The organism is Spirillospora sp. CA-142024 (assembly GCF_050942325.1).
Lineage (GTDB): Bacteria > Actinomycetota > Actinomycetes > Streptosporangiales > Streptosporangiaceae > Spirillospora.
On the sequence record NZ_CP192077.1, the window covers coordinates 7,616,461 to 7,642,795 of the forward strand.

General features: G+C 71.0%; 28 protein-coding genes. 6 read left to right on the forward strand and 22 right to left on the reverse strand.

The annotated features are described in order from the left end of the window. Positions 1-20: 20 nt before the first annotated feature. The 3 genes from ACQPZP_RS36015 to ACQPZP_RS36025 all read left to right on the forward strand — a co-directional run bounded on the left by ACQPZP_RS36015 (position 21) and on the right by ACQPZP_RS36025 (position 3,511). Positions 21-1,397 carry a carotenoid oxygenase family protein gene (locus ACQPZP_RS36015; protein WP_433474141.1) on the forward strand — a complete coding sequence of 459 codons (1,377 nt, stop codon included), beginning with the start codon at positions 21-23 and terminating at the stop codon, positions 1,395-1,397. A 66-nt stretch (positions 1,398-1,463) separates the two neighbouring features. Further along, positions 1,464-2,963 (forward strand): aldehyde dehydrogenase family protein, encoded by a 1,500-nt coding sequence (locus tag ACQPZP_RS36020; protein WP_433474142.1) that lies wholly within the window; start codon positions 1,464-1,466, stop codon positions 2,961-2,963. Positions 2,964-3,016: 53 nt separating this feature from the next. Continuing rightward, positions 3,017-3,511: an N-acetyltransferase family protein gene (locus ACQPZP_RS36025; RefSeq protein ID WP_433474143.1), complete on the forward strand. Its 495-nt coding sequence runs from the start codon at positions 3,017-3,019 to the stop codon at positions 3,509-3,511. Between the two features lie 371 nt (positions 3,512-3,882). On the opposite strand, the gene ACQPZP_RS36030 is transcribed toward ACQPZP_RS36025, so the two are convergent. The 3 genes from ACQPZP_RS36030 to ACQPZP_RS36040 form a co-directional block, all read right to left on the reverse strand. Further along, entirely contained in the window at positions 3,883-4,326 is a 444-nt protein-coding gene (locus tag ACQPZP_RS36030; RefSeq protein WP_433474144.1) for a hypothetical protein, read from the reverse strand. Positions 4,327-4,336: 10 nt separating this feature from the next. After that, on the reverse strand, positions 4,337-5,416 hold the full coding sequence (locus ACQPZP_RS36035) for a DUF6745 domain-containing protein (protein WP_433474145.1): 1,080 nt from the start codon (positions 5,414-5,416) through the stop codon (positions 4,337-4,339). Between the two features lie 91 nt (positions 5,417-5,507). Beyond that, complete coding sequence (locus tag ACQPZP_RS36040) at positions 5,508-7,100, reverse strand: GMC family oxidoreductase (RefSeq protein ID WP_433474146.1); 1,593 nt, start codon at positions 7,098-7,100, stop codon at positions 5,508-5,510. Between the two features lie 70 nt (positions 7,101-7,170). Between ACQPZP_RS36040 and ACQPZP_RS36045 the strand changes: the two genes are divergently transcribed. The 3 genes from ACQPZP_RS36045 (at position 7,171) to ACQPZP_RS36055 (ending at position 9,509) form a co-directional block, all read left to right on the forward strand. After that, positions 7,171-7,785, forward strand: a complete 615-nt coding sequence (locus ACQPZP_RS36045) for a cob(I)yrinic acid a,c-diamide adenosyltransferase (protein WP_433474147.1) — start codon at positions 7,171-7,173, stop codon at positions 7,783-7,785. Between the two features lie 134 nt (positions 7,786-7,919). Continuing rightward, on the forward strand, positions 7,920-8,858 hold the full coding sequence (locus ACQPZP_RS36050; protein ID WP_433474148.1) for a DUF4097 family beta strand repeat-containing protein: 939 nt from the start codon (positions 7,920-7,922) through the stop codon (positions 8,856-8,858). Positions 8,859-8,942: 84 nt separating this feature from the next. After that, the gene (locus tag ACQPZP_RS36055) at positions 8,943-9,509 is read left to right on the forward strand and encodes a DUF4913 domain-containing protein (RefSeq protein ID WP_433474149.1); all 567 of its coding nucleotides are present in this window, start codon (positions 8,943-8,945) and stop codon (positions 9,507-9,509) included. Positions 9,510-9,518: 9 nt separating this feature from the next. Here the strand turns inward: ACQPZP_RS36055 and ACQPZP_RS36060 are convergent, their stop codons facing one another. The 19 genes from ACQPZP_RS36060 to ACQPZP_RS36150 form a co-directional block, all read right to left on the reverse strand. Then, positions 9,519-11,027 carry a M28 family peptidase gene (locus ACQPZP_RS36060; RefSeq protein ID WP_433474150.1) on the reverse strand — a complete coding sequence of 503 codons (1,509 nt, stop codon included), beginning with the start codon at positions 11,025-11,027 and terminating at the stop codon, positions 9,519-9,521. 145 nt (positions 11,028-11,172) lie between these two features. Continuing rightward, positions 11,173-11,637, reverse strand: a complete 465-nt coding sequence (locus tag ACQPZP_RS36065; protein ID WP_433463872.1) for a DUF2550 domain-containing protein — start codon at positions 11,635-11,637, stop codon at positions 11,173-11,175. A 22-nt stretch (positions 11,638-11,659) separates the two neighbouring features. Continuing rightward, positions 11,660-12,046 carry a F0F1 ATP synthase subunit epsilon gene (locus tag ACQPZP_RS36070; RefSeq protein WP_433463873.1) on the reverse strand — a complete coding sequence of 129 codons (387 nt, stop codon included), beginning with the start codon at positions 12,044-12,046 and terminating at the stop codon, positions 11,660-11,662. A gap of 82 nt (positions 12,047-12,128) precedes the next feature. Further along, positions 12,129-13,559, reverse strand: coding sequence for a F0F1 ATP synthase subunit beta (atpD, locus tag ACQPZP_RS36075; RefSeq protein ID WP_433463874.1), 1,431 nt, complete (start codon positions 13,557-13,559; stop codon positions 12,129-12,131). A 2-nt stretch (positions 13,560-13,561) separates the two neighbouring features. Continuing rightward, positions 13,562-14,458 (reverse strand): F0F1 ATP synthase subunit gamma, encoded by an 897-nt coding sequence (locus ACQPZP_RS36080; protein ID WP_433474151.1) that lies wholly within the window; start codon positions 14,456-14,458, stop codon positions 13,562-13,564. A gap of 5 nt (positions 14,459-14,463) precedes the next feature. After that, complete coding sequence (atpA, locus tag ACQPZP_RS36085) at positions 14,464-16,098, reverse strand: F0F1 ATP synthase subunit alpha (RefSeq protein ID WP_433463876.1); 1,635 nt, start codon at positions 16,096-16,098, stop codon at positions 14,464-14,466. Between the two features lie 40 nt (positions 16,099-16,138). Continuing rightward, positions 16,139-16,960 carry a F0F1 ATP synthase subunit delta gene (locus ACQPZP_RS36090; protein WP_433474152.1) on the reverse strand — a complete coding sequence of 274 codons (822 nt, stop codon included), beginning with the start codon at positions 16,958-16,960 and terminating at the stop codon, positions 16,139-16,141. Further along, entirely contained in the window at positions 16,957-17,514 is a 558-nt protein-coding gene (locus ACQPZP_RS36095; RefSeq protein WP_433463878.1) for a F0F1 ATP synthase subunit B, read from the reverse strand. The genes ACQPZP_RS36090 and ACQPZP_RS36095 overlap by 4 nt, the downstream gene beginning before the upstream one ends. Before the next feature lie 31 nt (positions 17,515-17,545). Then, a complete protein-coding gene (atpE, locus tag ACQPZP_RS36100; protein WP_433463879.1) occupies positions 17,546-17,782 on the reverse strand; it encodes an ATP synthase F0 subunit C in 237 nt (78 codons plus the stop codon). Between the two features lie 102 nt (positions 17,783-17,884). Further along, the gene (atpB, locus tag ACQPZP_RS36105) at positions 17,885-18,676 is read right to left on the reverse strand and encodes a F0F1 ATP synthase subunit A (protein ID WP_433474153.1); all 792 of its coding nucleotides are present in this window, start codon (positions 18,674-18,676) and stop codon (positions 17,885-17,887) included. A 61-nt stretch (positions 18,677-18,737) separates the two neighbouring features. Next, positions 18,738-18,962, reverse strand: coding sequence for an AtpZ/AtpI family protein (locus ACQPZP_RS36110; protein WP_433463881.1), 225 nt, complete (start codon positions 18,960-18,962; stop codon positions 18,738-18,740). A gap of 84 nt (positions 18,963-19,046) precedes the next feature. Next, positions 19,047-19,463, reverse strand: coding sequence for a hypothetical protein (locus ACQPZP_RS36115; protein ID WP_433474154.1), 417 nt, complete (start codon positions 19,461-19,463; stop codon positions 19,047-19,049). Between the two features lie 288 nt (positions 19,464-19,751). Further along, complete coding sequence (locus ACQPZP_RS36120; RefSeq protein WP_433474155.1) at positions 19,752-20,912, reverse strand: MraY family glycosyltransferase; 1,161 nt, start codon at positions 20,910-20,912, stop codon at positions 19,752-19,754. A gap of 33 nt (positions 20,913-20,945) precedes the next feature. Then, positions 20,946-22,082: a DUF2207 domain-containing protein gene (locus ACQPZP_RS36125; RefSeq protein ID WP_433474156.1), complete on the reverse strand. Its 1,137-nt coding sequence runs from the start codon at positions 22,080-22,082 to the stop codon at positions 20,946-20,948. Positions 22,083-22,189: 107 nt separating this feature from the next. After that, positions 22,190-23,005, reverse strand: coding sequence for an L-threonylcarbamoyladenylate synthase (locus ACQPZP_RS36130; RefSeq protein WP_433474157.1), 816 nt, complete (start codon positions 23,003-23,005; stop codon positions 22,190-22,192). Between the two features lie 74 nt (positions 23,006-23,079). Continuing rightward, the gene (prmC, locus tag ACQPZP_RS36135; protein WP_433474158.1) at positions 23,080-23,940 is read right to left on the reverse strand and encodes a peptide chain release factor N(5)-glutamine methyltransferase; all 861 of its coding nucleotides are present in this window, start codon (positions 23,938-23,940) and stop codon (positions 23,080-23,082) included. A 52-nt stretch (positions 23,941-23,992) separates the two neighbouring features. Then, positions 23,993-25,057 carry a peptide chain release factor 1 gene (gene prfA, locus ACQPZP_RS36140; RefSeq protein ID WP_433474159.1) on the reverse strand — a complete coding sequence of 355 codons (1,065 nt, stop codon included), beginning with the start codon at positions 25,055-25,057 and terminating at the stop codon, positions 23,993-23,995. A gap of 144 nt (positions 25,058-25,201) precedes the next feature. Then, positions 25,202-25,420: a 50S ribosomal protein L31 gene (gene rpmE / locus ACQPZP_RS36145; protein WP_021598595.1), complete on the reverse strand. Its 219-nt coding sequence runs from the start codon at positions 25,418-25,420 to the stop codon at positions 25,202-25,204. Positions 25,421-25,590: 170 nt separating this feature from the next. Beyond that, positions 25,591-26,244, reverse strand: coding sequence for a response regulator transcription factor (locus ACQPZP_RS36150; protein ID WP_433463888.1), 654 nt, complete (start codon positions 26,242-26,244; stop codon positions 25,591-25,593). Between the last annotated feature and the right edge of the window lie 91 nt (positions 26,245-26,335).

A 26,335-nucleotide genomic window follows, 5' to 3' on the forward strand; every position in this document is an offset into this window, starting at 1 on the left:
CCCCGGAAAGGAGCATCGAGATGAGCGAGAACACCGCCGAGCGTCCCGCCGCCTGGCTGGACGGGCAGCTGGCCCCCGTCCCCGACGAGACCGGCGCCCGCGACCTGCCGGTCACCGGCACCCTGCCGCCGGCGCTGACCGGCCGGTACTTCCGGAACGGGCCGAACCCGAGGCCCGGCGAGCCGAGCAGGCACTGGTTCAGCGGCCACGGGATGATCCACGGGGTCCGCCTGAGGGACGGCCGCGCCGAGTGGTACCGCAACCGCTGGGTCCGGACGGACCTGTTCACGGGCGGCACGCCGTTCCTGCGCGAGGACCTCACCTTCGACCGGCGCTCGGTACAGGCCAACACGCACGTCATCCCGCACGCGGGCAAGATCTGGGCGCTCGTCGAGGCCGGCTTCCCCTACGAGATGACGCCGGAACTGGAGACCGTCCGCCCCTGCGACTTCGGCGGCCGGCTCACCACCGCGATGACCGCGCACCCGAAGGAGGACCCGGTCACCGGGGACCTGCTGTCCTTCGGCTACGGCGTGTTCGAGCCCTACCTCACCTACCACCGCCTGTCGGCGGACGGGACGCTGGCCGAGAGCGGCGTGATCGACGTCCCCGGGCCGACGATGATGCACGACTTCGCGATCACCGCGAACCACGTGGTCTGGCTCGATCTGCCGGTGGTGTTCGACGCCGAGCTGGCGCTGTCCGGGATGGCGGGCCTGCCCTACCGGTGGGACGACGGCTACGGCGCCCGGCTCGGCGTCATGCGGCGGGACGGCGCCGGGGACGTCCGCTGGTTCGACGTCGACCCGTGCTACGTCTTCCACGTCGGCAACGCGCACGAGGACGCCGCCGGACGGATCGTCCTGGACGCGGTGCGCTACCGTCCCGAGAACTTCACCGCCCTGTGGACGGGCATCGGCGGCAGCGCCGACCCCGCCGTGGCGGCGGCGCGGTCCGACACCGCCCGGCTGCACCGCTGGACCCTGGACCCCGCGACCGGCAGGGCCGCCGAGGAGCAGCTGGACGACCGGGGCGTGGAGTTCCCGACCCACGACGACGCCCGGACCGGCCTGCGGAACCGCTACCTGTACACGGTCGGCGGGGACCGGACGACCGCCGGCACCGCGATCCTGAAGTACGACCTGCACGGGGACTCCTCCTCCGCGCACGTCTGCGAGCCCGGCACGCACGTCGGCGAGGCCGTCTTCGTCCCGGCCCCCGGCGCCCGCGCGGAGGACGAGGGCTGGCTGCTGTCGATCGTCACCCAGGGCTCGGCGTCGGAGCTGCGGGTGCTGGACGCGTCGGACCTGTCGCACACCGCGAGCGTGCACCTGCCGCGCCGGGTCCCGGCCGGATTCCACGGAAGCTGGATCCCCGACGCCCGGATCGGGGCCTAGGGTGATTTACTAGCCGGTACCGCCGCGCAAGCAATCACTTACAAGGCTCCTCCCGGGAGGTTCCTCATGTCCGTGGCCACGGAGAACACCGAGACTTTCGCGTCGCTGAACCCGGCCACCGGCGAGGTCGTCGCCGAGCATCCCGTCCAGGACGGCGCCGCCGTGACCGCGGCGGTCGAGCGCGCCCGGGAGGCGGCCGCCTGGTGGCGCGCCCTCGGCTGGAAGGAGCGCCGGCTGCGGCTGCTGAACGTGAAGGGGTCGCTCGCCCGCAACCTCAACCGGATGGCCGAGCTCATCCACCAGGAGACCGGCAAGCCGGTGCAGGACGCCCAGCTTGAGACGATCATGGCGATCACGCATCTGGACTGGGCCGCCCGCAACGCGCAGAAGACCCTCGGGCCGCGCAACGTCTACCCGGGGCTCATGGCGATCAACCAGCGCTGCGTGCTGGAGTACCAGCCACTCGGCGTCGTCGGCGTCATCGGGCCGTGGAACTACCCGGTCTTCACCCCGATGGGCTCGATCGCCTACGCGCTCGCCGCCGGCAACGCCGTCGTGTTCAAGCCGTCCGAGTTCACCCCGGGCGTCGGCGTGTACCTCGCCGAGCTGTTCGCCGCGGTCGTGCCCGAGCACCCCGTCCTGCAGACGGTCACCGGGCTCGGCGAGACCGGCGCGGCGCTCGCCGCGTCCCCGCATGTCGACAAGATCGCCTTCACCGGCTCGGCCCGCACCGCCAAGCGCGTCATGGCCGCCTGCGCCGAGAACCTCACCCCGATCGTCGCCGAATGCGGCGGCAAGGACGCCTGCATCGTCGACTCCGACGCCGACCTCGACGCCGCCGCCGACGCCGCGCTGTGGGGCGCGATGTCGAACGCGGGCCAGACCTGCATCGGCGTCGAGCGCATCTACGTCGTGGACGAGGCGCACGACCAGTTCCTCGGAAAGCTCACCGAGAAGGCCCGCGACCTGCGTCCCGGGTTCGACCGCGAGGCCGCGTACGGGCCGATCACGATGCCGTCCCAGCTCGACATCATCGAGCGCCACATCAAGGACGCCCTCGCCAAGGGCGGCAAGGCGGTCGTCGGCGGCGCCGAGTCCGTCCGCAAGCCCTACGTCGAGCCGGTCGTCCTGACCAACGTGCCGGACGACTCGTCCGCCGTGTGCGAGGAGACGTTCGGCCCGACCATCACCGTCCACCGGGTCAAGGACATGGACGAGGCCGTCGAGAAGGCCAACCGGACCGGCTACGGCCTGGCCGGGACGATCTTCTCCGGCGACCGGTCCCGCGCGATGGAGACCGCCCGCCGGATGCGCTCCGGCATGACCTCCATCAACGCCTTCGCGGCGTTCGCCAGCGTCGCCGCGCTGCCGTTCGGGGGTGTCGGCGAGTCGGGGTTCGGCCGCATCCACGGCGCGGACGGGCTGCGCGAGTTCGCCCGTCCGAAGGCCATCACCCGGCAGCGGTTCGCGACGATGAACCTCACCAGCTTCGGCCGTACCGAGAAGGAGATGGCCCGCGTCCTCGGCCTGATCAACATGATCCACGGCCGCCGCTACAAGCGCTGATGCCGCGGCGCCCCCACCGGCCTCCGGCGGGGCGCCCACCTAGACTCGAAACCATGACATCCGGGACGTTCGGCGCCCCCGTGCGCAGCCGCCTCCAGGCGACCCTGGGCGCGGCTCCCCCGCCCGCGCCCGGTTTGCGGCCGTTCACCGACGACGACGTTCCCGCGCTGGCCGCCCTGATGTGGGACGCCTACCGCGGCACCCCCGACGAGGCCGACGTGGGCGACATCCAAGGCGCAGTGCGCGAAGTCCATCTCACCTTGGCCGGCGAGTACGGCATGTTCCTGCGCAACGCCTCGTTCGTCGCCGAACACGAGCGTCGCCCGGTAGGAGCCGCCTTGGCCACCCTCTACCGTGACCTCCCGCTGCTCGCGTTCCTCTTCACCGCCCCAGCACACGCCGGGCACGGCCTGGGCAGGGGACTCGTCCAGGCCGTCATGCACTCACTGGCCGAACAGGGCCACGACACCCTCACGCTGGCCGTGACCCGCCGCAACCGCCGCGCCCGCCGCCTCTACGACCACCTCGGCTTCGTAGAGGTCGCCTAAGCCGCCTGCGGCCGCCCGCCTAGGCGGGCGGTAAGGCGACATCTGCTCTAAGGCGTCCTAAGGCCGCCTAGATAAGGCGTCGTCCCGATGTAGGGGATGGGGCCTTAGGACGAACCTTGTACATGTCGGGCCACGAGGGACCGGCAGGAGCAAGGAGAAGCAGATGCTCAGCCAGGAGTTCATGAAGGTCGTCATCGAGGACCGCGTCCGCGAACTGCGGGCCCAGGCCCGGAACACCCGCCGCGCCCGCATCGCGAAGGCGCTCAAGCGGTGACGCCCGCGGCCCGCACGCGTACGGCCACGCCCCCGCCCGAAAGGGACGGGGGCGTTCCTCATTTCCGGGCTCGTTCACCCCAGGCCCGCCCCGCGGTTCAGTCCGCGACGAAGCGCGAACCCCACCCCCCGGCGGTGTACTCGCGCTGCCGCCGGACGGCGTAGCGGCCCGGCGCGCAGCCGGAGGCACCATGCTCGGGATGCAGCAGGTAGGCGGGGGCCGACGCCTCGAAGACGCCGATCAGAAGACCGCCGGAATCCGACACCTGCTTCGTGAAGTTGCAGGTGCCGGGGTCGGCGACCAGGGTGTGCGGGTTGCCGCCCGCGACACCCCTGAGCAGTTCGATCCCCTCGGGCGGCACGTCGGTCCAGGTGACGTCCGGCCAGAACGAGAGGGACGCCGAGATCTCCGACGCGGGAATGACGATCAGGTCGCCCTGGGCCTGGAGCCCGTCGACGACGGGGACGCTCACCGACCGATCGAGATGATCGAGCACGGCGAGCCCGGTCTGCTGGGTAAGGGACGCGAGAGTCACGGTCATGGGCATCACCTCAGGTTCGGCGGACGAGTCGTGAGTACTGGTCGGCGGACAGCCCGTAGGTCCATCCCGCGGCGGCGACCGGATCCTCGAAGGCGCCCGGCACGGTCAGCCCGTACCGGCGGCGGCGGCCGTCGCGTTCGACGGAGCCGTTGACGGCGAGCAGCACCCGGGTCCCCTCTCGCAGGTCGTAGAGCCGCAACTCCGAACCGGGGTTGCCGGGGTCCGGCGCGGCCGCCAGCAGCCGCAGCCCGCCCCGGTCGATGTAGGCGGCCCAGCCGATGTTCTCGATCGCGCACCGCCGGACCTCGACGTTGGCCTCCCGGGCGATCCGGTCGACGCTCGGGTCCTCGACCGCCCACGACGGCACCCTCGTCCCATGCCAGGCGTGCACCTCCCAGCCGTCGGCGTACCGGAGCGCGGGACCGTCCGGGCGGTGCAGCCGCACCTGCCCCTCGTCGCCCCAGACCTCGGTGTGGATCTCCACCGGCCGTTCGGAGACGACGCAGACGTCCTCGCGCGGCCACCACCAGCCGGCGGACCGGGCCGGCGCCGCCCACAGGTCGATCAGGCGGTTCTGCTCGGGTGTGAAGACCACACCGGACGTCCGGCGGATCGCGTCATAGTGGGCGGCCCACGCGATGCACAGGGCCGCGTACCAGACGGAACCCCGCTCGGCCGCCTCGTGCACGGAGCGGAGCGCCATGCGGAGCGTGCTCCGCTCCGAGGCCATGATCGGCGATCGGACCAGTTGCCCCATCAGCCCGTCCAGCGGCCGGTGGCCGCGCATGACCCGGGCGTCGAGCCGGACGGACGACTCGCTGATCAGCCGGCGGAAACGCGCCGGCAGCGGCCAGTCGGCGAGACGCTCCATGGTCTCCGGCGCCCGTGGCCGGACGCCGGGCGGGACGGTCTCCAGGGCGGCCAGGGGTGAGGCGACCCAGTGGAATCGTGGTGGATCGAGCCCGATCAGCCGGTACAGCTCGGAGATCGCGGTCTCGGCGGCCGGACGGTCGGCGGGCACCGTGCGGAGCAGATGCCCGAGCCATTCGGCGCGGATGCCGGCAGCTTCGCGCTGCGCGAAGGCGCTCACCGGGCGGGGGCGGCGCCAGCCCTTCCATAGATCATGGAACCGGATGCTGGCAGATCGCGAGCGGGCCTGTCCACCTCTTTCCGCGCGGCTCTCACTTCCGGGCGTTGGCCGGGGCGAGGGCGGTGCGGCCGCGGATCAGGTCGGCGGCACGCTCGGCGATCGCGATGGTGGGGGCGTTGGTGTTGCCGCGGGGGACGGCAGGCATGACCGAGGCGTCCACTACACGAAGGCCCTCGACACCGCGGACCCGCAGTTCGGTGTCGCACACGGAGTCGTCCCCGCCCATCGCGCAGGTGCTCGTCGGGTGGAACAGCGTCGCGACCTCGCGGCGGACGAAGTCGGTGATGGCCTCGTCGGACTCGACCTGCTCGCCGGGCGCCCACTCACCGCCGACCAGGGACGCGAGGGGCCCGGACGCGGCGATCTCGCGGGCCTGCCGGACGCCCGCGACCAGGATGTCCAGGTCGGCCTTGTCGGCGAGGTAGGCCGGGTCGATCAGCGGCTTGGCGTACGGGCTGGCGGAGCGCAGGGTGAGGGAACCGCGCCCGGCGACCGCGATCGCGGCGACCAGGACCGACAGGAGCCGCTCGGACGACTCGGTGAGGCCCTGGTTCACGAACGGCGTGGGAAGGACGTGGTACTGCAGGTCGGGGGCGGGAAGGCCCTCCACCGTCCGGACGAAGCCCCCGGCTTCGGCGACGTTCGACGCGTAGGGGCCGCGCGCCAGAGCCTGGTACAGGGCGAAGGACCGCGCGTTCGCCAGCTCCCACAGGGGCTTGGTTCGGGGCGTCGCGAACATGACGTTCACGAACGGGTGGTCCTGGAGCCGCTGCCCGACCGGGGAGTCGACCAGGACGTCGATGCCGAGCGAACGCAGGTGGTCCGCCGGGCCGACGCCCGACAGCATCAGCAGCTGCGGGCTGTTCACCGCCCCGCCCGACAGGATGACCTCGGCTTCGGCACGGGCCGACATCGTCTCGCCGCGCGCGTCGTAGCGGACGCCGGTGGCCCGGCCGTCCTCGATCACGACGCGGGTGGCGAGGGCGTCGGTGACGACGGTGAGGTTCGGGCGGAACTCGATCGGGTGCAGGTAGCCGGCGGCGGCCGACCAGCGCCTGCCGCGCTTGTGGGTGACCTGGTAGAAGCCCACGCCGTCCTGGTCGGCGCCGTTGAAGTCGTGGTTCGCGGCGAGCCCGTAGGCCTTGGCCGACTGCACCCACGCCCGGCTCAGCGGATGCTTGTAGCGCAGGTCCTCGACGCGGAGGGGGCCGCCGACACCGTGGTAGGGGAGCTCGCCGCGCTGCTGGTCCTCGGCCCGGCGGAAGTAGGGCAGCATCTCCTCGTAGCCCCAGCCGTCGCAGCCGTAGGAGTCGCGCCAGGTGTCGTAGTCGTACCGGGCGCCGCGGATGTAGATCATCGCGTTGATGGACGAGCTGCCGCCGAGCGTCCGGCCCCGCGGCCAGTACACGCTGCGCCCGCCCGCGTGCTCCTGCGGGACGGTCGAGTAGTCCCAGTCGTAGGGACCCTTGATCAGGGTGGCCACGGCCGCCGGGATGTGGATCTCCGGGACGTCGTCGGGCGGGCCGGCCTCCAGCAGCAGGACCTTCACCGAGGGATCCTCGGTCAGCCGGGCGGCGAGAACGCAGCCCGCGCTGCCCGCTCCCACGATGATGTAGTCGTACACGGCGGCCTCCGAGGTCTTTCCGAAACCCTACCGAACGGGCTTCTGACGACGGCACGGCTAGGCTGCCCCCATGGCGAAGAACAGGGACAACCCCGTCGTGCTCTCCCGGATCTACACCCGTACGGGGGACGACGGCACCACCGCGCTCGGCGACGCGTCCCGGACGTCGAAGACCGATCCGCGTCTCGCCGCGTACGCCGACGTCGAGGAGGCCAACGCCGCGATCGGCGCGGCCCTCGCGCTCGGTTCCCTGCCCGAGGACCTCGTCACGCTGCTCACCCGCGTCCAGAACGACCTTTTCGACGTGGGCGCCGACCTGTGCGCGCCCGTCGTCCCCGACCCGGAGTATCCGCCGCTGCGCGTCGAGCCGTCCTACATCGAGCGGCTGGAGGAGGCCTGCGACGAGCACAACGCCGGCCTGCCGGCACTGCGCAGCTTCATCCTCCCCGGCGGCACGCCCGGCGGCGCGCTCCTGCACGTCGCCCGGACGGTGACGCGACGCGCCGAACGGTCGGCGTGGGCCGCGATCGAGGAGCACGGCAGCGCCGACGTCACGCCGGAGCGCGGGGTGAACCCGCTGACGGCCACGTACCTCAACCGGCTGTCCGACCTGCTGTTCATTCTCTGCCGCGTCGCGAACGCCGAGCACGGCGACGTCCTGTGGAAGCCCGGCGGGGAACGCTGAACGGCCGGCGGGAACCGGACCGGCGGGGTGGGGCTAACCCCACCCCCCGATGACCGGCTCCCCTCCTGGTGACGCCGCCGCGCCTGGAGCAGGCTTGGCATGAACGGGCGCACGGCGACAACGGGAGAGACCACGTGAGGACCCTGACAGTCACGACCGTCGCGGCGGCGGTGGCGGCGGCGCTGGCGGCGCTGGCCGGCTGCGGCAACGTGAGCGTCGGCCGGCACCAGGAGGACCGCTCCTACGCCGCCCCCGCCGCCGTCACCGCGTTGAAGATCAAGACGAACGGGAGCCGGGTCGAGGTCACCGCGTCCGACTCCCCCGGCATCACGGTCCGGGAACGGCTGCGCTGGTCCAACGACAAGAACAAGCCAGAGGCCCGGCACGTCACCGAGGGGGGCACCCTCACGCTGTCGTCCAAGTGCGCGAGACAGGTGATCGGGTTCGCCGCGTGCGGGGTCTCCTACCGCGTGCGGGTTCCGCGCGGCGTTCCCGTCGAGATCGACAACCGGGACGGCGCGATCGTCGCGTCCGGCCTGACCGGGGCGGTGAACCTGCACAGCGACAACGGCTCGGTCACCGCGAACGACCTGCGCGCCTCCACGGTGACGATCAGCTCCCTCGACGGCTCGGTGCGGGTCTCGGGCCGCGCCACCTCCGCGAACCTGCGCAGCGACAACGGCTCCATCGACGCCTCGGGCCTCACGGCCGACCTGCTGAAGGCGGGCTCCCGCGACGGGCGCATCGAGGTGGGCGGGCGCGTCGTCTTCGCCGACCTCGACACCGACAACGGCTCGATCGACGCCCGCGGGCTGACCGCCGACCGGATCACCGCCAAGACGCGGGACGGCGGCATCATGCTCAGCCTCGACGCGCCGCCCTCGAACGTCCAGGCGACGACGGACAACGGCTCGATCCGCCTTCTCCTGCCGTCCGGGGAGGGCTACGCCATCGACGCGTCCACCGACAACGGTGCCAAGCGGATCGACCCTGCCGTCCACCAGGACTCGCAGTCCAAGCGGCGCATCAAGCTCAGCACACGCGACGGCTCCATCGCGGTCGCGCCGAAATAGCGGTCGCGACGGACTTGAGCCACCCCGCCGTTTCCGGACGGTCATCCATGGTGCTCGCAGCCAGTAGCACGATGGAGACTCACCATGACCGACTCACCGGAAGGCCTCGCCGAAGATCTCGCCGACCTGCGCGCGGTCGTCGAGATCCACGGGCATGGTCTCGCCCGGCACGCAGAGGTCATCAAGGGGCTTCGCGACCGATTGGGCTCGACCGCTTCCGTCGACGCCGACGAGACCGCCGGCCGACCAGATGGCGAACGTCCGTTCGTACCCTCCTTCCTGCTGTATCTGGACGGCCCAGAGCACACCCTCGAACTTGAGTCCCTGGCCACGTGGGTCAACGTTCTGCTGGTCCCCGTCTACGTCAACGAGGTGAGCCCGCTCCGACCCTGGTGCACACGCTGGTGGGAACATCCCGAGGCACTCGCCCGCCTCCACGCGCTCTGGCTGGCCTGGCAATCGCTCACCGACTCACCGTCGTGCGGGCACACCGGTCCCAGCATCTGGCACCGCGATCATCTCGACCCCGCCCTCGCGCGCCTGCGCGCCCCCGATGGCCCCTTCGCGAGGTGCATGCTCGATCCCGAGCGCCCCGCCCACAACGCGAACCCCACTACCCCGGTCGAGGACTTCGGGTTCCCTTCGGCGTGACGCCGGCGGCTAGCGGAGCAGGTACAGGCCCTGCCAGAGCGGGTCGTAGGACGCGTCCCGGGTCGGGTCGAGACGGGCTCCGCCGTTGACGGCGACGGTCGTCCGGGCCAGGTGCTGGAGGACGTGCGCGACACCGTCGGCGTTGCCGTCGAGCAGCTTGAGGTTGACGTTCTTCAGCCGGTCGCACCTGGAGTGGTAGCACGGGTCGTACGCCTTGCCCGCCCTGCCGCCGAACGTCTTGGCCTCCGCGGCGGTCTTCAGCCCCTCGGCGCCGGTGTCGATCCCGCCGGACGGGATGCCCCGCTGAATGAACGGGCCGTAGTCGGACCGCCCGTTGAACGTGCTCTCCGTCACCGGCAGATGACGTCTCCTGAAGTACTCCCGGAACATCCTCTCGATCGCCCCCGAACCGGCGGGCGCCCTCGTGCCGGCGCGGGTCGAGTGGTCGCCGTCGTAGACGCCCCGGGTGCCGTTGGGCGAACCGAGCATGTCGAAGTTCAGGTTCAGGGCGATCTTCGCGCGCTCGGCGGCCGGCAGGCTCTTCACATAGTGCGCGGAGCCCCGCAGCCCCGCCTCTTCGGCGCCCCACCAGACGAAACGCACCCGGTTGCGAAGATCACCCTTGCCCAACGCCTTGATCTTGCCCGCGACGGCGAGGAGCGTCGCCGCGCCGGTGCCGTTGTCGTTGATCCCCGGCCCCGCGGGAACGCTGTCCAGATGCGCGCCGGCCAGCACCACGTTCCCGGCCCGCCCGCGCCCGGTGTCGGCGATGACGTTCGCCGACGACCTCTTCCCCTGCACCGTGCCGGTCTTCACGCGCAGCCTCAGGCCGCCCTTCTTCGCGGCCTTCACCAGCTCGGCGCCCACCGCGTGCGTGGGCCCGACGACCGGGATCGCGGACGGCCTCGTCACCGTCCCGTTCAGCGGCCCCTTCTCACCCGGCTTGTTGAAGATCACCGCGGCCCGGGCGCCGGCCGCCTTCGCCTTCGCCGCCTTCGTCGCGAACGAGCATTTCCCCCGCTGCATGAGCGCGATCGAGCCCTTGGCGAAGCCCTTGAAATCGCTCGTCTCGCAACCGCTCGTCCCCTCCCCCTTGGCCGGCACGTCCACCGCGACCACGGGCGCGGTCACATCGCCGGACCCCGAGTACTCAAGCGTGAGGAAGTCCTCCCCCCGCTTGTAGGACGCCTTGGACGGCGCCGTCCGCGCCAGCACCGCATGCGAGCGCTCACGCCAGTACGGGTAGGTGAACTTCTGCACCTTCGGCGTGAGACCGGCCTTCTTCACCTGCCCGACGACGTACTTCACGGAGACGTCGTAGCCCGCGGTCCCCGCCGCGCGGTTTCCGCCGTTGTAGTCGGCGATCTCCTGGAACGCCGCCAGGTGCGCCTTGATCTCCCTCAGCGTCACCAGCTTCGCGAGGTCGGGACGTGCGGGCGCGGCACCGGCCATGGGCAGGGCGGCCGGCAGGGCGAGGGCGGGCAGCGCCACGAGGGTGCCGGTGAGGAGCTTGCGCACGTGCACTCCTGCGGACGGAGTAGGGAGCGGACCAGCGCGATCCTCACTCCCCGTCCCGCGCGCCTCAAGCATTGGCGGCACGGCCACGCCAATTCGATACCGGCGCCTTACCCGCTCATTCCGGGCCCGCTCGTTCCAGGCCCGCTCATTCCGGCGGATGCAGATCCACGGGGAAGCCGGGCGGGGCCGCCTCCAGCCACGCGAGGAAGCCGGTGAGCGCCGCCGCGCCCATCGCCAGCTCCACGGTGACGTCGCCGCTCTTGACCTCGATGACGGTCACGTCCGGCAGCAGGCCGTCCGCCTCCCCCGGGTCCGGGGTGCGCCGGTTGGACACGACGAGGCCCCGGCGGTGAATCACCTGCCGGGGCCTTCTCCGGAAACCGAACACGCGGTGCCACTGCAGCACATCGCCCTTGTAGCGGCCGATGCCGAGCCGCCACACCCCGGGGGCTCCGCCCTCCTGGGACAGTTCACGCAGGCTGCACTCCACGGTGCCGCCGCCGCGCGTGAACAACCAGCGGCGCACCGACATGGACACGAACAGCAGCGCCGCCACGAGGACGAGCGCGGCGAGCACCCCGCCCGCGTCCAGTGCCAGGTGCTCGCCCAAATCCCCCGCCGTCCGTCGGCCTCTAGGCTTCGATGCCCGCCGCGCGCAGCCGCGCCCGGGCCCGCCGCTCCGGCGCCGCGTCCTCCGCGGCGCCCGTGAGCGCCGTGTCCAGCGCGCGTTTGGCGTCGTCCACGTCGATCTCGTCGCCCCGCTCGACCTGCTCCGCCAGCACCGACACCTCGTCGGCGGCGACGGAGAAGAACCCGCTGCCGACCGCCGCCAGGACCGGCTCGCCGCCGTCGGCGGGCTCGATCTTCACCACGCTGCCGTCCAGGAGGATGCCCAGCACCGGAGCGTGGCCCGGCAGGATGCCGAGCGAGCCCTCGATGGTCTGGGCGACCACCGTCCTGGCCTCGCCGGACCAGATCTCGCGCTCCGGCGAGACCAGCCCGACCTTCAGGGTTGCCACGTCTGTCTCCTCCGACTACTGGAGCGGTTCCGGCGGGGCCGCCCCCGGGCGCGACGCCCGGGGACGGCCCCGCCGGAGCGGACTACTTCTCCAGCTCCTTGGCCTTCTTCTCGACGTCCTCGATGCCACCGCACATGAAGAACGCCTGCTCGGGAAGGTGGTCGTACTTGCCCTCCGCGAGCGCCTTGAAGGACGCGACCGTCTCGTCCTTCGGCACCGTCACGCCCTCCTGGCCGGTGAACTGCTCGGCCACGTACATCGGGTGCGACAGGAAGCGCTCGATGCGCCGCGCCCGCTGGACGGTGACCTTGTCCTCTTCGGACAGCTCGTCGATGCCGAGGATCGCGATGATGTCCTGCAGCTCCTTGTACTTCTGCAGGATCCGGATCACTTCCTGGGCGACCTCGTAGTGCTCGTTGCCGAGGATCTGCGGGTCCATGATCCGCGAGGTCGAGTCGAGCGGGTCGACCGCCGGGAAGATGCCCTTCTCGGAGATGCTCCGCGCGAGCGTCGTGGTCGCGTCCAGGTGCGCGAACGTGGTGTGCGGCGCCGGGTCGGTGATGTCGTCGGCGGGCACGTAGATCGCCTGCATCGAGGTGATCGAGTGACCGCGCGTCGAGGTGATCCGCTCCTGGAGCACGCCCATCTCGTCGGCCAGCGTCGGCTGGTAGCCCACCGCGGACGGCATGCGCCCGAGCAGCGTGGAGACCTCCGAGCCGGCCTGCGTGAACCGGAAGATGTTGTCGATGAACAGCAGCACGTCCTGGCCCTGGACGTCGCGGAAGTACTCCGCCATCGTCAGCGCGGACAGCGCCACCCGCAGCCGGGTGCCCGGCGGCTCGTCCATCTGGCCGAACACCATCGCGGTGTCCTTGAGGACGTCCGCCTCGGCCATCTCCACCCAGAGGTCGTTGCCCTCACGGGTGCGCTCGCCGACGCCGGCGAACACCGAGGTGCCGCCGAAGTTGCGGGCGACACGGCGGATCATCTCCTGGATGAGGACGGTCTTGCCCACACCCGCGCCGCCGAACAGGCCGATCTTGCCGCCCTGGACGTACGGGCACAGCAGGTCGATGACCTTGATGCCGGTCTCCAGCATCTCGGTCTTGGACTCCAGCTGGTCGAACGCCGGGGCGCTGCGGTGGATGCCCCAGCGCTCGTTGACCTCCAGCGAGGCGGTCGGGACGTCCAGCGCGTCACCGAGGGCGTTCCACACGTGGCCCTTGGTGATGTCGCCGACCGGCACCGCGATCGACTCGCCGGAGTCGGTCACCGGGGCGCCGCGGACCAGGCCGTCCGTCGGCTGCATGGAGATCGCCCTGATCATGTTGTCGCCGAGGTGCTGGGCGACCTCGAACGTCAGGGTCTTCTCCTCGCCGCCCAGGGTGACCTGCGCGTTGAGGGCGTTGTAGATGTCCGGGATGGCGTCGGCGGGGAACTCCACGTCGACGACCGGGCCGATGACACGCGCGACGCGCCCGGTGGCGGTCGCCGTCTCTACCTGAGCAGTCATTATCACTCCCCGCCAGACTCGGCGAGCGCGTCAGCGCCACCGACGATCTCGCTGATTTCCTGGGTGATCGCGGCCTGCCGCGCCTGGTTCATCTGGCGCGTGTAGACCCCGATCAGTTCGTTGGCATTGTCGGTCGCCGACTTCATGGCCCGCCTGACCGACGCCTGGAACGACGCGGCCGACTGCAGCAGCATGTGGAAGATGCGGCTCTCGATGTAGTTCGGCAGGAGCAGGTCGAGCGCGGCCTGCGCGGACGGCTCGAACTCGTACGCCGGCGGGACCGCGGAGCTCTCGGTCTCCTCGATCTCCAGCGGCACCAGCCGGGTGACCCGGACGGTCTGGGTCAGCATCGAGACGAACTCGGTGTAGACCACGTGGATCTCACCGACCCCGCCCTCGGCGTCGGTCTTGAGGAAGTCCTCGGTGAGCCGCCGCCCGACGCGTTCCGCGCTCGCGAAGTCGGGACGGTCGCTGAACCCGTTCCAGGTCTCCGCGACGTCCCGGTCCCGGAACCGGTACCAGGTGATGCCCTTGTTGCCGATGACGTACGGGACGGGCTCGCGGCCTTGCTCCCGCAGCGCCGTGATCAGCGACTCGGCCTCGCGGATGACGTTGGCGTTGTAGGCGCCGCAGAACCCGCGATCACTCGTGACGATCAGGACGGCGCTGCGGTTGTCGGCCGGCTGCTCGGCGAGCAGCGGATGGTCGATCCCGACGTTGTGGCTCACCAGCGCGGTCAGAGCCTGCGTGATCTGGTCGGCGTACGGCTTGGAGGCCGCCACCGCCTGCTGGGCCTTGACGATCCGCGACGTGGCGATCATCTCCTGGGCACGCGTGATCTTGGCGGTCGACTTGACCGTCTTGATCTGCTGCCGGAGTTGACGAAGCTGTGCGGCCATGGCCGTCAGCCCTTCTTGACGCGGGTGATCGTCTCCTGCTTGACGTCCTCGTCCTCGATCGCCTCGACGGGCTCCTCGGCCAGCAGCTCGCCCTCGCTGGTCTGGAAGCCCTTCTTGAACTCCGTGATGGCGTTCTTGAGGCTGGTGAGGCCGTCGTCGGAGAGCTTGCCGGTCTCGCGGATCGAGGTCAGCAGGCCGCTCTCCTCGCGCTCGACGTAGTCGAGGAACTCGCGCTCGAAGCGGCGGATGTCGGCCACCGGCACCTCGTCCAGCTCGCCGGAGGTGCCCGCCCACACGGACACGACCTCCTGCTCGACCGGGAACGGGCTGCCCTGCGGCTGCTTCAGCAGCTCGACCAGGCGGGCGCCGCGCTCCAGCTGCGCGCGGGACGCGGCGTCCAGGTCGGACGCGAACGCGGCGAACGCCTCCAGGTCGCGGAACTGCGACAGCGCGAGACGCAGGGTGCCGGCGACCGTCTTCATCGCCTTGATCTGCGCGTCGCCGCCGACCCGGGACACCGAGATGCCGACGTTGATCGCCGGCCGGACGCCCTGGTTGAACAGGTCCGTCTCCAGGAAGCACTGCCCGTCGGTGATGGAGATGACGTTCGTCGGGATGTACGCCGACACGTCGTTGCCCTTGGTCTCGATGATCGGCAGACCCGTCATCGAGCCGGCGCCCATGTCGTCCGACAGCTTCGCGCAGCGCTCCAGCAGCCGCGAGTGCAGGTAGAAGACGTCGCCGGGGTAGGCCTCACGGCCCGGCGGGCGGCGCAGCAGCAGCGACACCGCGCGGTAGGCCTCGGCCTGCTTCGACAGGTCGTCGAAGATGATCAGGACGTGCTTGCCCTGGTACATCCAGTGCTGGCCGATCGCGGACCCGGTGTAGGGCGCGATGTACTTGTAGCCCGCCGGCTCGGACGCGGGGGCCGCCACGATCGTGGTGTACTCCAGCGCGCCGGCCTCCTCCAGGGAGCGGCGCACGTTGGCGATCGTGGAGCCCTTCTGGCCGATCGCGACGTAGATGCAGCGGACCTGCTTCTTCTCGTCGCCGGACTCCCAGTTCTCCCTCTGGTTGATGATGGTGTCCACGGCGACGGTCGTCTTGCCCGTCTGCCGGTCACCGATGATCAGCTGCCGCTGGCCGCGGCCGATCGGCGTCATCGCGTCGATGGCCTTGATGCCGGTCTGCAGCGGCTCGCTCACCGACTGCCGCTGCACGACCGTCGGGGCCTGCAGTTCGAGCGCGCGGCGCTCGGTCGTCTCGATCGCGCCCTTGCCGTCCAGCGGGTTGCCCAGCGCGTCCACGACGCGGCCGAGGAAGGCGTCTCCGACCGGCACCGACAGGACCTCGCCGGTGCGGCGGACCTTCTGGCCCTCCTCGATCTTGCTGAAGTCACCCAGGACAACGGCGCCGATCTCACGCACGTCCAGGTTCAGAGCCAGGCCACGGGTACCGTCCTCGAACTCAAGGAGTTCGTTCGCCATCGCGGAGGGCAGGCCCTCGACGTGGGCGATACCGTCGCCGGAATCGACGACGGTGCCGACCTCTTCGCGCGCGGCGGCCTCGGGCTCGTACGACTGGACGAAGCGCTCCAGCGCGTTCCGGATCTCGTCCGGACGGATCGTCAGCTCCGCCATGATTCCTTCCTTGCTCCCTTTGGGGTCAGCTCTGCCGGCGTCAGCCGGTGCCGAGCCGCCGGCGGACGTCGTCCAGCCGTCCGGCGATCGTGCCGTCGATGATCTCGTCCCCGATCTCGATCGACAGTCCGCCGATCGCCGTGGGGTCGAGCTCGATGTTCAGGTGTACTTCGTGCCCGTAGGCGGCGGCGAGCACCGCGGCGAGCCTCGTCCGCTGCGCCGCCGACAGCTCGGCGGGCGTCCGGACGAGGGCGACGAGCCGCTGCCGGCGCTGGGCGACGAGCTTGCCGTACTCGGCGAGCCCACCCTCCAGGCTACGTCCTCGCGGGCGCAGCACCAGTTCGGTGACCAGCGTCAGCGTGGCCGGAGTGACCTTGCCCTCCAGCAGCGCGTTCACCACGCCGAGCTTGCGGTCGTCCGGCAGCCCCGGACCGGCGAGGGCGCCGCGCAGCGCGGCCTCCCCCTCGACGACCCGGGAGAACCGGAACAGCTCGTCCTCCAGGTCGTCGATCCGGCCGTCGGCCTCGGCGCGGGCGGACTCGGCGGTGACCGCGAGGGTCTCCACCGCGTCCGACAGCTCCGACGGCTTCGACCAGCGCAGCCGGACGACGTCGGCGACCAGCCCGAGAGCGGCCGGCGACACCTTGCCCTCCAGCAGGATCTGGACGAGCTGCGCCTTGTCGGCACCGTCCCGCGCCGGGTCGGAGACCGCCCGCCGCAGGCCGTGCTCGCGGTCGATCAGGTGCAGCACCGCGAACAGGTCGGCGCCGAGCCGGGCCAGGTCGGCGGAGGGAATGACGGCCTCCAGCCGTTCCCTGGCCTCGGCCAGCGACGCCCTGCTCACCGCTCCCGTGATGGTCATGATGTGATCTGCTCCTGGGTCCGAGCGCGTTCCTCGAGCTCCTCAAGGAACCGGTCGACGACCCGGCTCTGCCGCGCACTGTCCTCCAGGGACTCGCCCACGACGCGTCCGGCCAGCTCGACCGACATGGCGCCGATCTCGGCCCGCAGCGACTGCAGCGCCTGCTGCCGCTCCGCCTCGATCTGCGCCTTGGCGTTCTCGACGATGCGGCGCGCCTCGGCCTGGGCCTGTTCCTTGGCCTGGGCGATGATCTGCGCGCCCTGCTCCTCGGCCTTGCGCCGCTCGTTGGACGCCTCGACCGCGGCCGCCTTCTGCTGCGCCTTGTACTGGTCCAGGACCTGCTGGGCTTCCTTCTGCGCCTCCTCGGCCCGCACCAGCCCGCCCTCGATCGCCTCGGTGCGCTCCTCCAGCGTCTTCTGCAGCCGCGGGACGAGGATCTTGCCGAGGACGATCAGGACGACGGCGAACGAGAAGATGCCGACGACCAGCTCGTACGGGTGCGGGACGAGAGGGTTGTTCTCCTCCGCCGCAAGGACGGAAGCTGCTCTGATCATGTCTGCAGCCCTTCCTCAGATGAGACCCTGGTCAGATGCCCTGGAAGATGAAGGGCGCGACCAGGCCGATCAGGGCGAGCGCCTCGGTGAGGACGAAGCCCAGCAGCATGTTGGTGCGGATCACGCCGGTCAGCTCGGGCTGGCGGGCGATGGCGTTCACGCCCTGGCCGAAGATGATGCCGATGCCGATACCCGGGCCGATGGCCGCGAGACCGTAACCGATCGAGGTGACGTTGCCTTCGACGGCGGCGAGAACTTCTCCCGTCATGGGTTCATTCCTTTTCTGTCGGCCGGCGGAGTCTCCGCCGGTCTTGGCTGACGATGTTTCCGGTCGGGGCGCGGTGCCGAGGGGGCGCTGCACCCCTGGGGCTCAGTGCTCGGCTTCCAGGCCGCTCTGGATGTACATCGCGGCGAGCATTGCGAACAGGAACGCCTGCAGGAACTGGATCAGCAATTCGAGCGCGGTCAGGACGATCGTGACGAGCACGCCCACGATGCCCACGCCGAAGCCGGCGACCGTCGGCTTCTCGAACAGGAACCAGAACCCGACGAGGCTGAAGAACGCCAGGATCGTGTGGCCGGCGAACATGTTGGCGAAGAGCCGGACAGCGTGGGTGAAGGGCGCCAGGATGAAGGTCGACAGGTACTCGATCGGCACCAGCAGGAAGTAGACCGGCAGCGGCAGACCGCTGGGGATCATGTTCGTGAAGTACTTGAGCCCCTGGTTCTTGAGGCCGAGGTACACCTTGACGATGTAGACGAAGACCGCCAGGACGATCGGGAAGGCGATGTGCGAGGCGATCGGGAACTGGATGATCGGGACGACCGCGAAGATGTTCCAGAACCAGATCAGGAAGAACAGCGACATCAGCATCGGCATCCACCGGTCGGTGTTCTTGCCGAGGAACGGGCGGGCGATCTCGTCCCGCACGAACATGTAGCCGATCTCGCCGACGTTCTGCATGCCCTTCGGCACGAGCTTCGGCTTGGCGAAGGCGCTCCAGAACAGGCCGCAGACCACCAGCGTGCCGACGACCGAGAACACGACCGGCTTGGTGAGCCACTCGGGCCCGCCGGCGAACAGGGGCGGGAAGTCGAACAGCTCCGGGCCCGGGGCTTCGAACTCATCTCCCCCGGAGGCGAGGACCGTCAGCGCGTTCACGCGGCGTTCCCTTCATCAATGTGTTGATGTTTCACGAAGGCTTCCTCGGCGGCGGGGCCGCTCAGGAGGAGTGGCGACCGTACTTCACGTAGACCAGGTAGACGGCGAGCCCGACTCCGATGACCAGGCCGACGGGGATCAGCCAGGTCTGGTGCGTCCATTCGGACAGCAGCCACCCGATCCCGCCCCAGATGATCATCCCTGAAAGGAGGTAGCTGGGCACGGACCAGGCGACGTCGGCGAATTCGCGTTGGCCGTCCTCCGGCCGACGTTTCTGCTCGCTCATCGCGCTCCGGACGATAGCAGGCCATCCATGCGGTGGTCATATTGGAGTAGTCCGTTGGTGCCGGCACCGTCCGCGGGCGCTTCATCACGGACTCCGGTCCAGCACGTTCTCGGTCTCGTCAATGTAGGGCCTCCGCTGCATGACAACGCGGAACTCGGCGCCGATCCAGAGCAGCGCGAGCCCGATGACCGTCCAGCCGAAGACCCTCGTGTTCCAGATCGAGACCTCGTCCATGGCCGTGACCAGCACCATCACCGCGAGGATCTTCACCATGTAGCTCGCGAGGGCGGCCAGCATCATGGTCTGCGCGGAGTACTTGGCGGCCCATGAGACCACCAGCGCGCTGACGGAGAAGAAGGCGATCACCACGACGGACGCCAGTGCCGCCGCGAGGGCGCCCTTGGCGCCGGCGGCCAGCAGGCCGATCAGTACGGCGCCCACCCCGACCACCGAGGTCGGGATCGCGGCGCCGCGGAGCATCCGGGCGTCGGAGGTATGCATGAGGGCTCCGGCTGGTCACGTTAAGTGTTCGTCTGTTGTTCGTGAAAGGTATCACAAGCGTCCGGAATGTCCACAATTACCCTAGAGGTAATGCCCCGCCGAGCCCGCGGACCGGCCCGGAGCGACGCTCGCACCACGGACTTTAGCCCAGGTCAGCCCGTGCGCCGGTGGGAAAGCGGGGGACGCGCCGCCCGGCCTGGACACCGCCCGGCGGACACTCCCCGTGACACCCTCGGGACGTCAAACCCTCTCCCATCGGCCACGCGGACGCAAGACCGTCCCGGAGGTTCAGACGTGCATCGGGGGGCGGTCGGCGGGCTGGTCGCCGGAACCCGGGGCGTCCGGGCCGGGGGACTTGCGGCGGCTGGGGATGCGGAACATCAGCAGGACACCGGCGATCGCCACCAGCAGGGTGACGCCGAGGGTGATCCACGCGGCGTCGAACTTCGCGAGGCCGACCAGCCCGGAGGCCAGCAGCCCCACCCAGAAGTACATGATCAGGACGGCGCGGCGGGTGGAGTGCCCGAGCTGCAGCAGCCGGTGGTGCAGGTGCTGCTTGTCCGGGGAGAACGGCGACCGGCCCTGGCTGGTGCGCCGCCACACCGCGAGCAGCATGTCCATGAACGGGACCGCCGCGACCGCCGGGATCAGCAGCAGCGGGACGAAGAACGGGAACAGCCCGTTGGCGAGGACGGCCGGGTTGAACTGGCCCGTCAGCATGATCGTGGAGGCGCTGAGCAGCAGCCCGATCAGCATCGAGCCGGTGTCGCCCATGAAGATCTTGGCCGGGCTGAAGTTGTGCGGCAGGAAGCCCGCGCACATCCCGAACAGGATCGCGGCGATGAGGGTCGCGGCGGTCAGCGTGGTGAGCCCGTTCGACTTCGACAGCAGGTAGGCGTAGGAGAACAGCGCCAGCGCGGCGATCCCGACGACGCCCGCGGCGAGGCCGTCCAGCCCGTCGATGAAGTTGACCGCGTTGATCGTCGCGACGACCACGAACACCGTGAGCGGCACCCCGTAGGCGGGCGGCAGCGAGAACGGCTCGCCCGTCGGCAGCGGGATGGAGTAGATCTGGATCCCCTGCATGATGAAGATCCCGCCCGCCGCGACCTGCCCGGCGAACTTGGTGAGCGCGTCCACTTCCCAGCGGTCGTCGGCGATCCCGATCAGCACGATCAGCCCGCCCGACAGCAGCAGCGCCTTGCTGACGCTGACCCCGCCGTCCCCGATGACCTTGCGCATCTCCGGCAGCCCGGTCGCCACCACCAGCGCCGCGATCATCCCGCCGAACATCGCGAGGCCGCCCAGCCGGGGCGTCGGGATGACGTGCACGTCGCGGTCGCGCGGCACGGCCTGCGCGCCGAACCAGACGGCGAACCTGCGCACCGAGGGAGTCAGCAGATAGGTGACGAGAGCGGCGACGAGGATCGTGAGCAGGTATTCCCGCACTCCCCTGCGCCTCCCTTCGCCGGTCGCCAGTGCCTACGTGCCCCGTCCGGGCGGGGGTTCACCTCCGCCCCCACCTTGGTAGACGGCCCGCCGGGACGATCTGTTCACGTCGCGACCGACCAACTGTAGACCCACCGGGCGACCGTTCGCCGCCGATCGGCCGGCCCGCGTCCCGTGCGCGCACATGATCCCGGCCCCGACGATCATGAGCGCGAGGCCGGCCAGGCACCGGTCGCCCAGCGAGAACGCCCACGGGCCGCGCGCCGCGATGTCGTCCCCCGCGTCCGAGACGACGAGCAGCAACCCGGCCGCGACGAGGCCGGCCCCGGCCCGCCGCTCCGGCGGCGGCCGCAGGGCGAGCAGCGGGACGGCGCCGAGCGCGAGGGCGAGCACGGCGGTGCCCGGCCAGCCGCCCGTCCAGCGCGGCGGGACGTACCGCGGCGGCTGGACGGCGATCGCGTGCTTGGGGAGGCGGGCCCGGATCGTCATCCCCTCGTGCGGGGCGAGCCCGTTCTGGACGAAGTCGATGGCGTAGGGCCCGTCGCGGTCGCGCAGGCAGCGCGTCGTCGCGCCGGGCGCGCCCGCCCGGCAGCTCGCGTGCCGCAGCGGGACCGGCGCCTGCACCCGGACCGCCGCGTTCCCGATCGGGACGTTCCAGCTCGTCCCGATCGCGTCCCAGACCAGGTCGTCGTGGTCGGCGCGCGGGGTGAACGCCCTGCCCACCTCGTACTCGATCACGTACGCCTGGCGTCCGCGGACCTCGCGGCGCCGGTCGCCGACGCTGATCCGCACGTCGTGCAGGAAACGGGTGGTCCGCACCCGGGCGGGGGCGCCGGTGGACGAGCTGCTGCTCACGTTCCGCACGTCGTAGAGCCGGTCGCCGCGGCGGAACGGCACGCGCCGCACGATCCCGTGCTCGCCGGTCTCGTCGAAGTCGTAGGTGATCGTCTCCCGGACGTACAGCACGCCGTCGACGCCGATGGTGAGGACGACGTCGTAGGCCGGGATGCTCTCGCCGCGGTAGGCGAGCCCGGGCGGCCGTCCGGCGCCGGAGACCCCCGGGGCAGGCTCGGCGCCCGCCGGCCGGGCGAGCAGCCCGAGCACGGCGGTCAGCAGCAGCACGCCCGCGGCGATCGCGGGCCCCCGGACACGGCCACGCACGTCAGGCATGCTTCCACCGTTGCCGCCCTCGTGTCGGCGTAACGAGGTCGATACACCCGCCGGGCCAGGCACCTCCACCCCCACTGGAACCCCCGCGGGCGGGGCGGATCGGGGGCTCAGGCGTCCTTGTCCTCAGGGTCCGGGGCGTCCTTGGCCAGGGACGGCTTTTCCGAGGGCTCAGTGGGCGTGTCGGAGGTTTCCGACGGCTCCGCCTTGGTGAGGGAGGGCTTGGTCTCGTCGGCGGCGGACGGGGCGTCTGCGGCCTCTTCCGGCTCCTCCGGTTCGTCCTCGTCGGTCAGCAGGACGCCCACCACGGAGCGGATCTTGTCCTCGGGGATGGCGCCGACGCGGAGAAGGCGCGGGATCGAGCCGGTCAGGTCGACGATCGTCGACGGGTCGGCGTGACCGGACGCGCCGCCGTCCAGGTAGACCGACACGGAGTCGCCGAGCATCTTCTCGGCCTCCTCCGCGCTCCTGGCGGCGGGCCGGCCGCTGAGGTTCGCGCTGCTGACGGCGAGGGGGCCCGTCTCCTTCAGGAGCTCCACGGCCAGTTCGTGCATCGGCATGCGGACGGCGACGGTGCCCTTGGTCTCGCCGAGGTCCCACATGAGGTTGGGGTTGGCGCGGCACACGAGGGTCAGCGCGCCCGGCCAGAACTCGTCGATGAGGTCCTGCCCGTAGGTGCCGAGGTCCTCCACCAGAGCCGTCGCGGCCCGGACCGAGCCGACCAGCACCGGCGGCGGCATCTCCCGGCCGCGGCCCTTGGCGTCCAGGAGCGCGGTCACCGCGGGCGGCGTGAACGCGTCCGCGCCGACGCCGTACACCGTGTCGGTCGGCAGGACGATCAGCTCGCCGCGCCGGACGGCGGAGACGGCCTCGGCGATCCCGCGCGTGCGCTCCATCGGCTCAGAGCAGTCATAACGTCGGCTCACGGTCGCCCGTCTTCCCATCTGCGCAGCGCTCGTCCCTCCATGGCATCGCCCAGGATAGCGGGGCGTCCGGGCGGCTAGTCGGCGGCCAGGCGGGCGGTCACGAAACGGTCGCGGTTGGTGAGGTCGCGGCGGTTGCGGACGTCCCGCCAGCCGTTCTCCTCCGCGAAGACCCAGTAGACGCCGTTGCCCTGCAGGTCGCTGTGCTCGACGGCCGCGTAGCCGCCTGGACGCAGCAGCCGGCGGGCGGTGCGCTCGACCACGCGGATCGCGTCCAGGCCGTCGTCGCCGCCGCCCCACAGCGCGTCGGCGGGGTCGTGGTCGCGCACGTCGCGCGGGACGTACTCCCACTCGCTCATGGGGATGTACGGGGGGTTGCTGACGACGAGGTCGACGGTGCCGTCCAACTCGGAGAGGGTGGTGCCGAAGTCGCCCAGGTGCAGTCGGACGCGGCCCCGCTCGTCCAGTTCCTCGACGTTGCGGGTCGCGTGCACGAACGCGGTCGGATCCTTCTCGACGGCGTGGACCCGGGCGCGCGGCGCCTCCAGCGCGATCGACAGCGCGATCGCGGCCGAGCCGGTGCCGAGGTCGACGACGAGGGGGTCGCGGACGTCCATGTCGCGCAGCGTCTCCAGCGCCCAGCCGGCCATCACCTCGGTCTCCGGCCGCGGGACGAACACGCCGGGCCCGACCTTCAGCTCCAGATAGCGGAAGAAAGCGCGGCCGGTGATGTGCTGCAGCGGCTCCCCCGCCTCGCGGCGCGCGACGAACTCCCAGAACCGGGCGTCGAACGCGCTGTCGGGGACGCCGTGCAGTTCCGAGCGCCGCACCCGGTGCACGGCCGCCGCGAGCTCCTCGGCGTCGGCGCGGGGGGAGGCGGCGCCCGCGTCGGCGAGCCTGGCGGTGGCCCTGGCGATCTCGTCGAGCAGCAGGTTCATGATCCTATCTTTCGAGGAGGGACGACCCCCCACGCCCCCCGATTCGCTGCGCTCATGACTTTTGGGCTTCGGCCAGGCGGCGTTCCATGTCGGCGTCGACGAGCGCCTGCGTGACGTTGTGGAGGTCGCCGTCCAGCACCTGGTCGAGGTTGTACGCCTTGTAGCCGACCCGGTGGTCGGAGATCCGGTTCTCCGGATAGTTGTAGGTGCGCACCCGCTCGGACCGGTCGACCGTCCTGACCTGGCTCTTGCGCTCGGCGGCCGCGGCGGCGTCGGCCTCCTCCTGCGCCATCGCCAGCAGCCGGGACCGCAGGATGCGCAGCGCCTGCTCCTTGTTCTGGAGCTGGCTCTTCTCGTTCTGGCAGGAGACGACGACGCCGGTCGGCAGGTGCGTGATGCGGACCGCGGAGTCGGTCGTGTTGACGCTCTGCCCGCCCGGCCCTGACGAGCGGTACACGTCGATGCGCAGGTCGTTCTGGTCGATCTGGACGTCGACGTCCTCGGCCTCGGGCGTCACGAGGACGCCGACCGCGCTGGTGTGGATGCGCCCCTGCGACTCGGTCGCGGGCACGCGCTGCACCCGGTGGACTCCGCCCTCGAACTTCAGCCGCGTCCAGACCCCCTCCTCGGAGGCGCCCTTCGCCTTCACGGCGACGGTGACGTCCTTGTACCCGCCGAGGTCGGACGGGTGCGAGTCGAGGATCTCGGTCTTCCAGCCGACGCGTTCGGCGTACCGCAGGTACATGCGCAGCAGGTCGCCGGCGAACAGCGCCGACTCCTCACCGCCCTCGCCGGCCTTCACCTCGAGGATGACGTCCTTGGCGTCGTTCGGGTCGCGCGGGACGAGCAGGTGCCGCAGCCGCTCTTCGAGCTCGCCGCGGCGGGTCTCCAGCTCCTCGGCCTCGGCGGCGAACGCCGCGTCCTCCCCGGCGAGTTCGCGGGCCGTGCCGAGGTCGTCCTCGGTCGAGGACAGCTCACGGTGCGTCTCGACGATCGGCCGCAGCTCCGCGTAGCGCTTGCCGAGCTTGCGCGCCAGGTTCTGGTCGGCATGGACCGACGGGTCGGCGAGCCGTTCCTCGATGCCCGCGTATTCGCTGATCAGATCGTCGAGATTCACGCTGTGTCCTGGCCGTTCTCTGTGCGGCCCCCGGCGACCCCACCGGTTCCCGCGCGGCGGCGGCCGCCTCCGGGTGCCGACTTCGGAAGGCCCGGGGACCTGGTGCGTCCCCGGGCCGTCCCTGGCATGTGTGCGGCGGTCGTCCTACTTGCCGGCCTTCTTCTTGCCGAAGCGCTGCTCGAAGCGCGCAACCCGGCCACCGGTGTCGAGGATCTTCTGCTTGCCCGTGTAGAACGGGTGGCAGTTTGAGCACACGTCCGCGTGGATCACGCCGTTCTCGGCGGTGCTGCGGGTCTCGAACGTGTTGCCGCACGTGCACGTCACGGTCGTGACGACGTAGTTCGGGTGGATGTCGGGCTTCATGAGTTCTCCTCGCCTCAGGCGGTCGCCGGGCGCCCCCGTGCTCGCATGGCGGAGCCATGGGAGATCTGGGAGGCGTGAACCGGTACCGCAGCGGTTGCACACCAAGTGTGCCAGATACCCGAACGTGGCGAGGTCACCGGGCATTCCCGATCTCGGACGGGCGTCCCCGGTCAGCCGGCCGCGCGGCCGAGATACGCCAGCACGGCCATGACGCGGCGGTGCCCGCCCTGGGCCGGCTGCAGATCCAGCTTCATGAAGATGTTCGAGATGTGCTTCTCCACCGCGCCCTCGGTGACGACGAGGTCCGCGGCGATGGCGCCGTTCGACCTGCCCTGCGCCATCAGCCCGAGCACCTCGCGTTCCCGCGGGGTCAGCGCCTCCAGCGGGTCACCGGTGCGGCGCCGGCCGAGCAGCTGGCCGATCACCTCCGGGTCGATGACGGTCCCGCCGGCGGCGATCCGGCGGACCGCGTCGATGAAGTCGGCGATGTCCGACACCCGCTCCTTCAGCAGGTAGCCGACGCCCTCCGCGCCGCCGCCGATCAGGTCCGTCGCGTACCGCTCCTCCACGTACTGGGACAGGACGAGGATCGGCGTGCCCGGCCGCCGCTCCCTGACCGCGAGGGCCGCGCGCAGCCCCTCGTCGGTGAACGACGGCGGCATCCGGACGTCCACGATGGCGAGGTCGGGGGCGTGCTCGTCGACGATGCCGAGCAGCCCGGGCCCGTCCCCGACGGTCGCCACCGTCTCGATCCCCGCGTCGTCGAGCAGCCGGACGAGCCCTTCGCGCAACAGCACCGAATCCTCGGCGATCACAACCCGCATCCGCCCATTATCCGGGGCGCGGCGGCGGACCGGGCGGTGATCGCCGCGACCGGCCCGGGCCGCGCCCGGGCCGGTTTCACCAACTGCAGGG

Excerpts from the sequence above, each read along its gene's own strand:
- ACQPZP_RS36015 (WP_433474141.1), top strand. The coding sequence starts at position 21 with ATGAGCGAGAACACCGCCGAGCGTCCCGCCGCCTGGCTGGACGGGCAG.
- ACQPZP_RS36020 (WP_433474142.1), top strand. The coding sequence starts at position 1,464 with ATGTCCGTGGCCACGGAGAACACCGAGACTTTCGCGTCGCTGAACCCG.
- ACQPZP_RS36025 (WP_433474143.1), top strand. The coding sequence starts at position 3,017 with ATGACATCCGGGACGTTCGGCGCCCCCGTGCGCAGCCGCCTCCAGGCG.
- ACQPZP_RS36030 (WP_433474144.1), bottom strand. The coding sequence starts at position 4,326 with ATGACCGTGACTCTCGCGTCCCTTACCCAGCAGACCGGGCTCGCCGTG.
- ACQPZP_RS36045 (WP_433474147.1), top strand. The coding sequence starts at position 7,171 with ATGGCGAAGAACAGGGACAACCCCGTCGTGCTCTCCCGGATCTACACC.
- ACQPZP_RS36055 (WP_433474149.1), top strand. The coding sequence starts at position 8,943 with ATGACCGACTCACCGGAAGGCCTCGCCGAAGATCTCGCCGACCTGCGC.
- atpD (WP_433463874.1), bottom strand. The coding sequence starts at position 13,559 with ATGACTGCTCAGGTAGAGACGGCGACCGCCACCGGGCGCGTCGCGCGT.
- ACQPZP_RS36080 (WP_433474151.1), bottom strand. The coding sequence starts at position 14,458 with ATGGCCGCACAGCTTCGTCAACTCCGGCAGCAGATCAAGACGGTCAAG.
- atpA (WP_433463876.1), bottom strand. The coding sequence starts at position 16,098 with ATGGCGGAGCTGACGATCCGTCCGGACGAGATCCGGAACGCGCTGGAG.
- ACQPZP_RS36090 (WP_433474152.1), bottom strand. The coding sequence starts at position 16,960 with ATGACCATCACGGGAGCGGTGAGCAGGGCGTCGCTGGCCGAGGCCAGG.
- ACQPZP_RS36095 (WP_433463878.1), bottom strand. The coding sequence starts at position 17,514 with ATGATCAGAGCAGCTTCCGTCCTTGCGGCGGAGGAGAACAACCCTCTC.
- atpE (WP_433463879.1), bottom strand. The coding sequence starts at position 17,782 with ATGACGGGAGAAGTTCTCGCCGCCGTCGAAGGCAACGTCACCTCGATC.
- ACQPZP_RS36110 (WP_433463881.1), bottom strand. The coding sequence starts at position 18,962 with ATGAGCGAGCAGAAACGTCGGCCGGAGGACGGCCAACGCGAATTCGCC.
- ACQPZP_RS36115 (WP_433474154.1), bottom strand. The coding sequence starts at position 19,463 with ATGCATACCTCCGACGCCCGGATGCTCCGCGGCGCCGCGATCCCGACC.
- ACQPZP_RS36125 (WP_433474156.1), bottom strand. The coding sequence starts at position 22,082 with ATGCCTGACGTGCGTGGCCGTGTCCGGGGGCCCGCGATCGCCGCGGGC.
- prmC (WP_433474158.1), bottom strand. The coding sequence starts at position 23,940 with ATGAACCTGCTGCTCGACGAGATCGCCAGGGCCACCGCCAGGCTCGCC.
- rpmE (WP_021598595.1), bottom strand. The coding sequence starts at position 25,420 with ATGAAGCCCGACATCCACCCGAACTACGTCGTCACGACCGTGACGTGC.
- ACQPZP_RS36150 (WP_433463888.1), bottom strand. The coding sequence starts at position 26,244 with ATGCGGGTTGTGATCGCCGAGGATTCGGTGCTGTTGCGCGAAGGGCTC.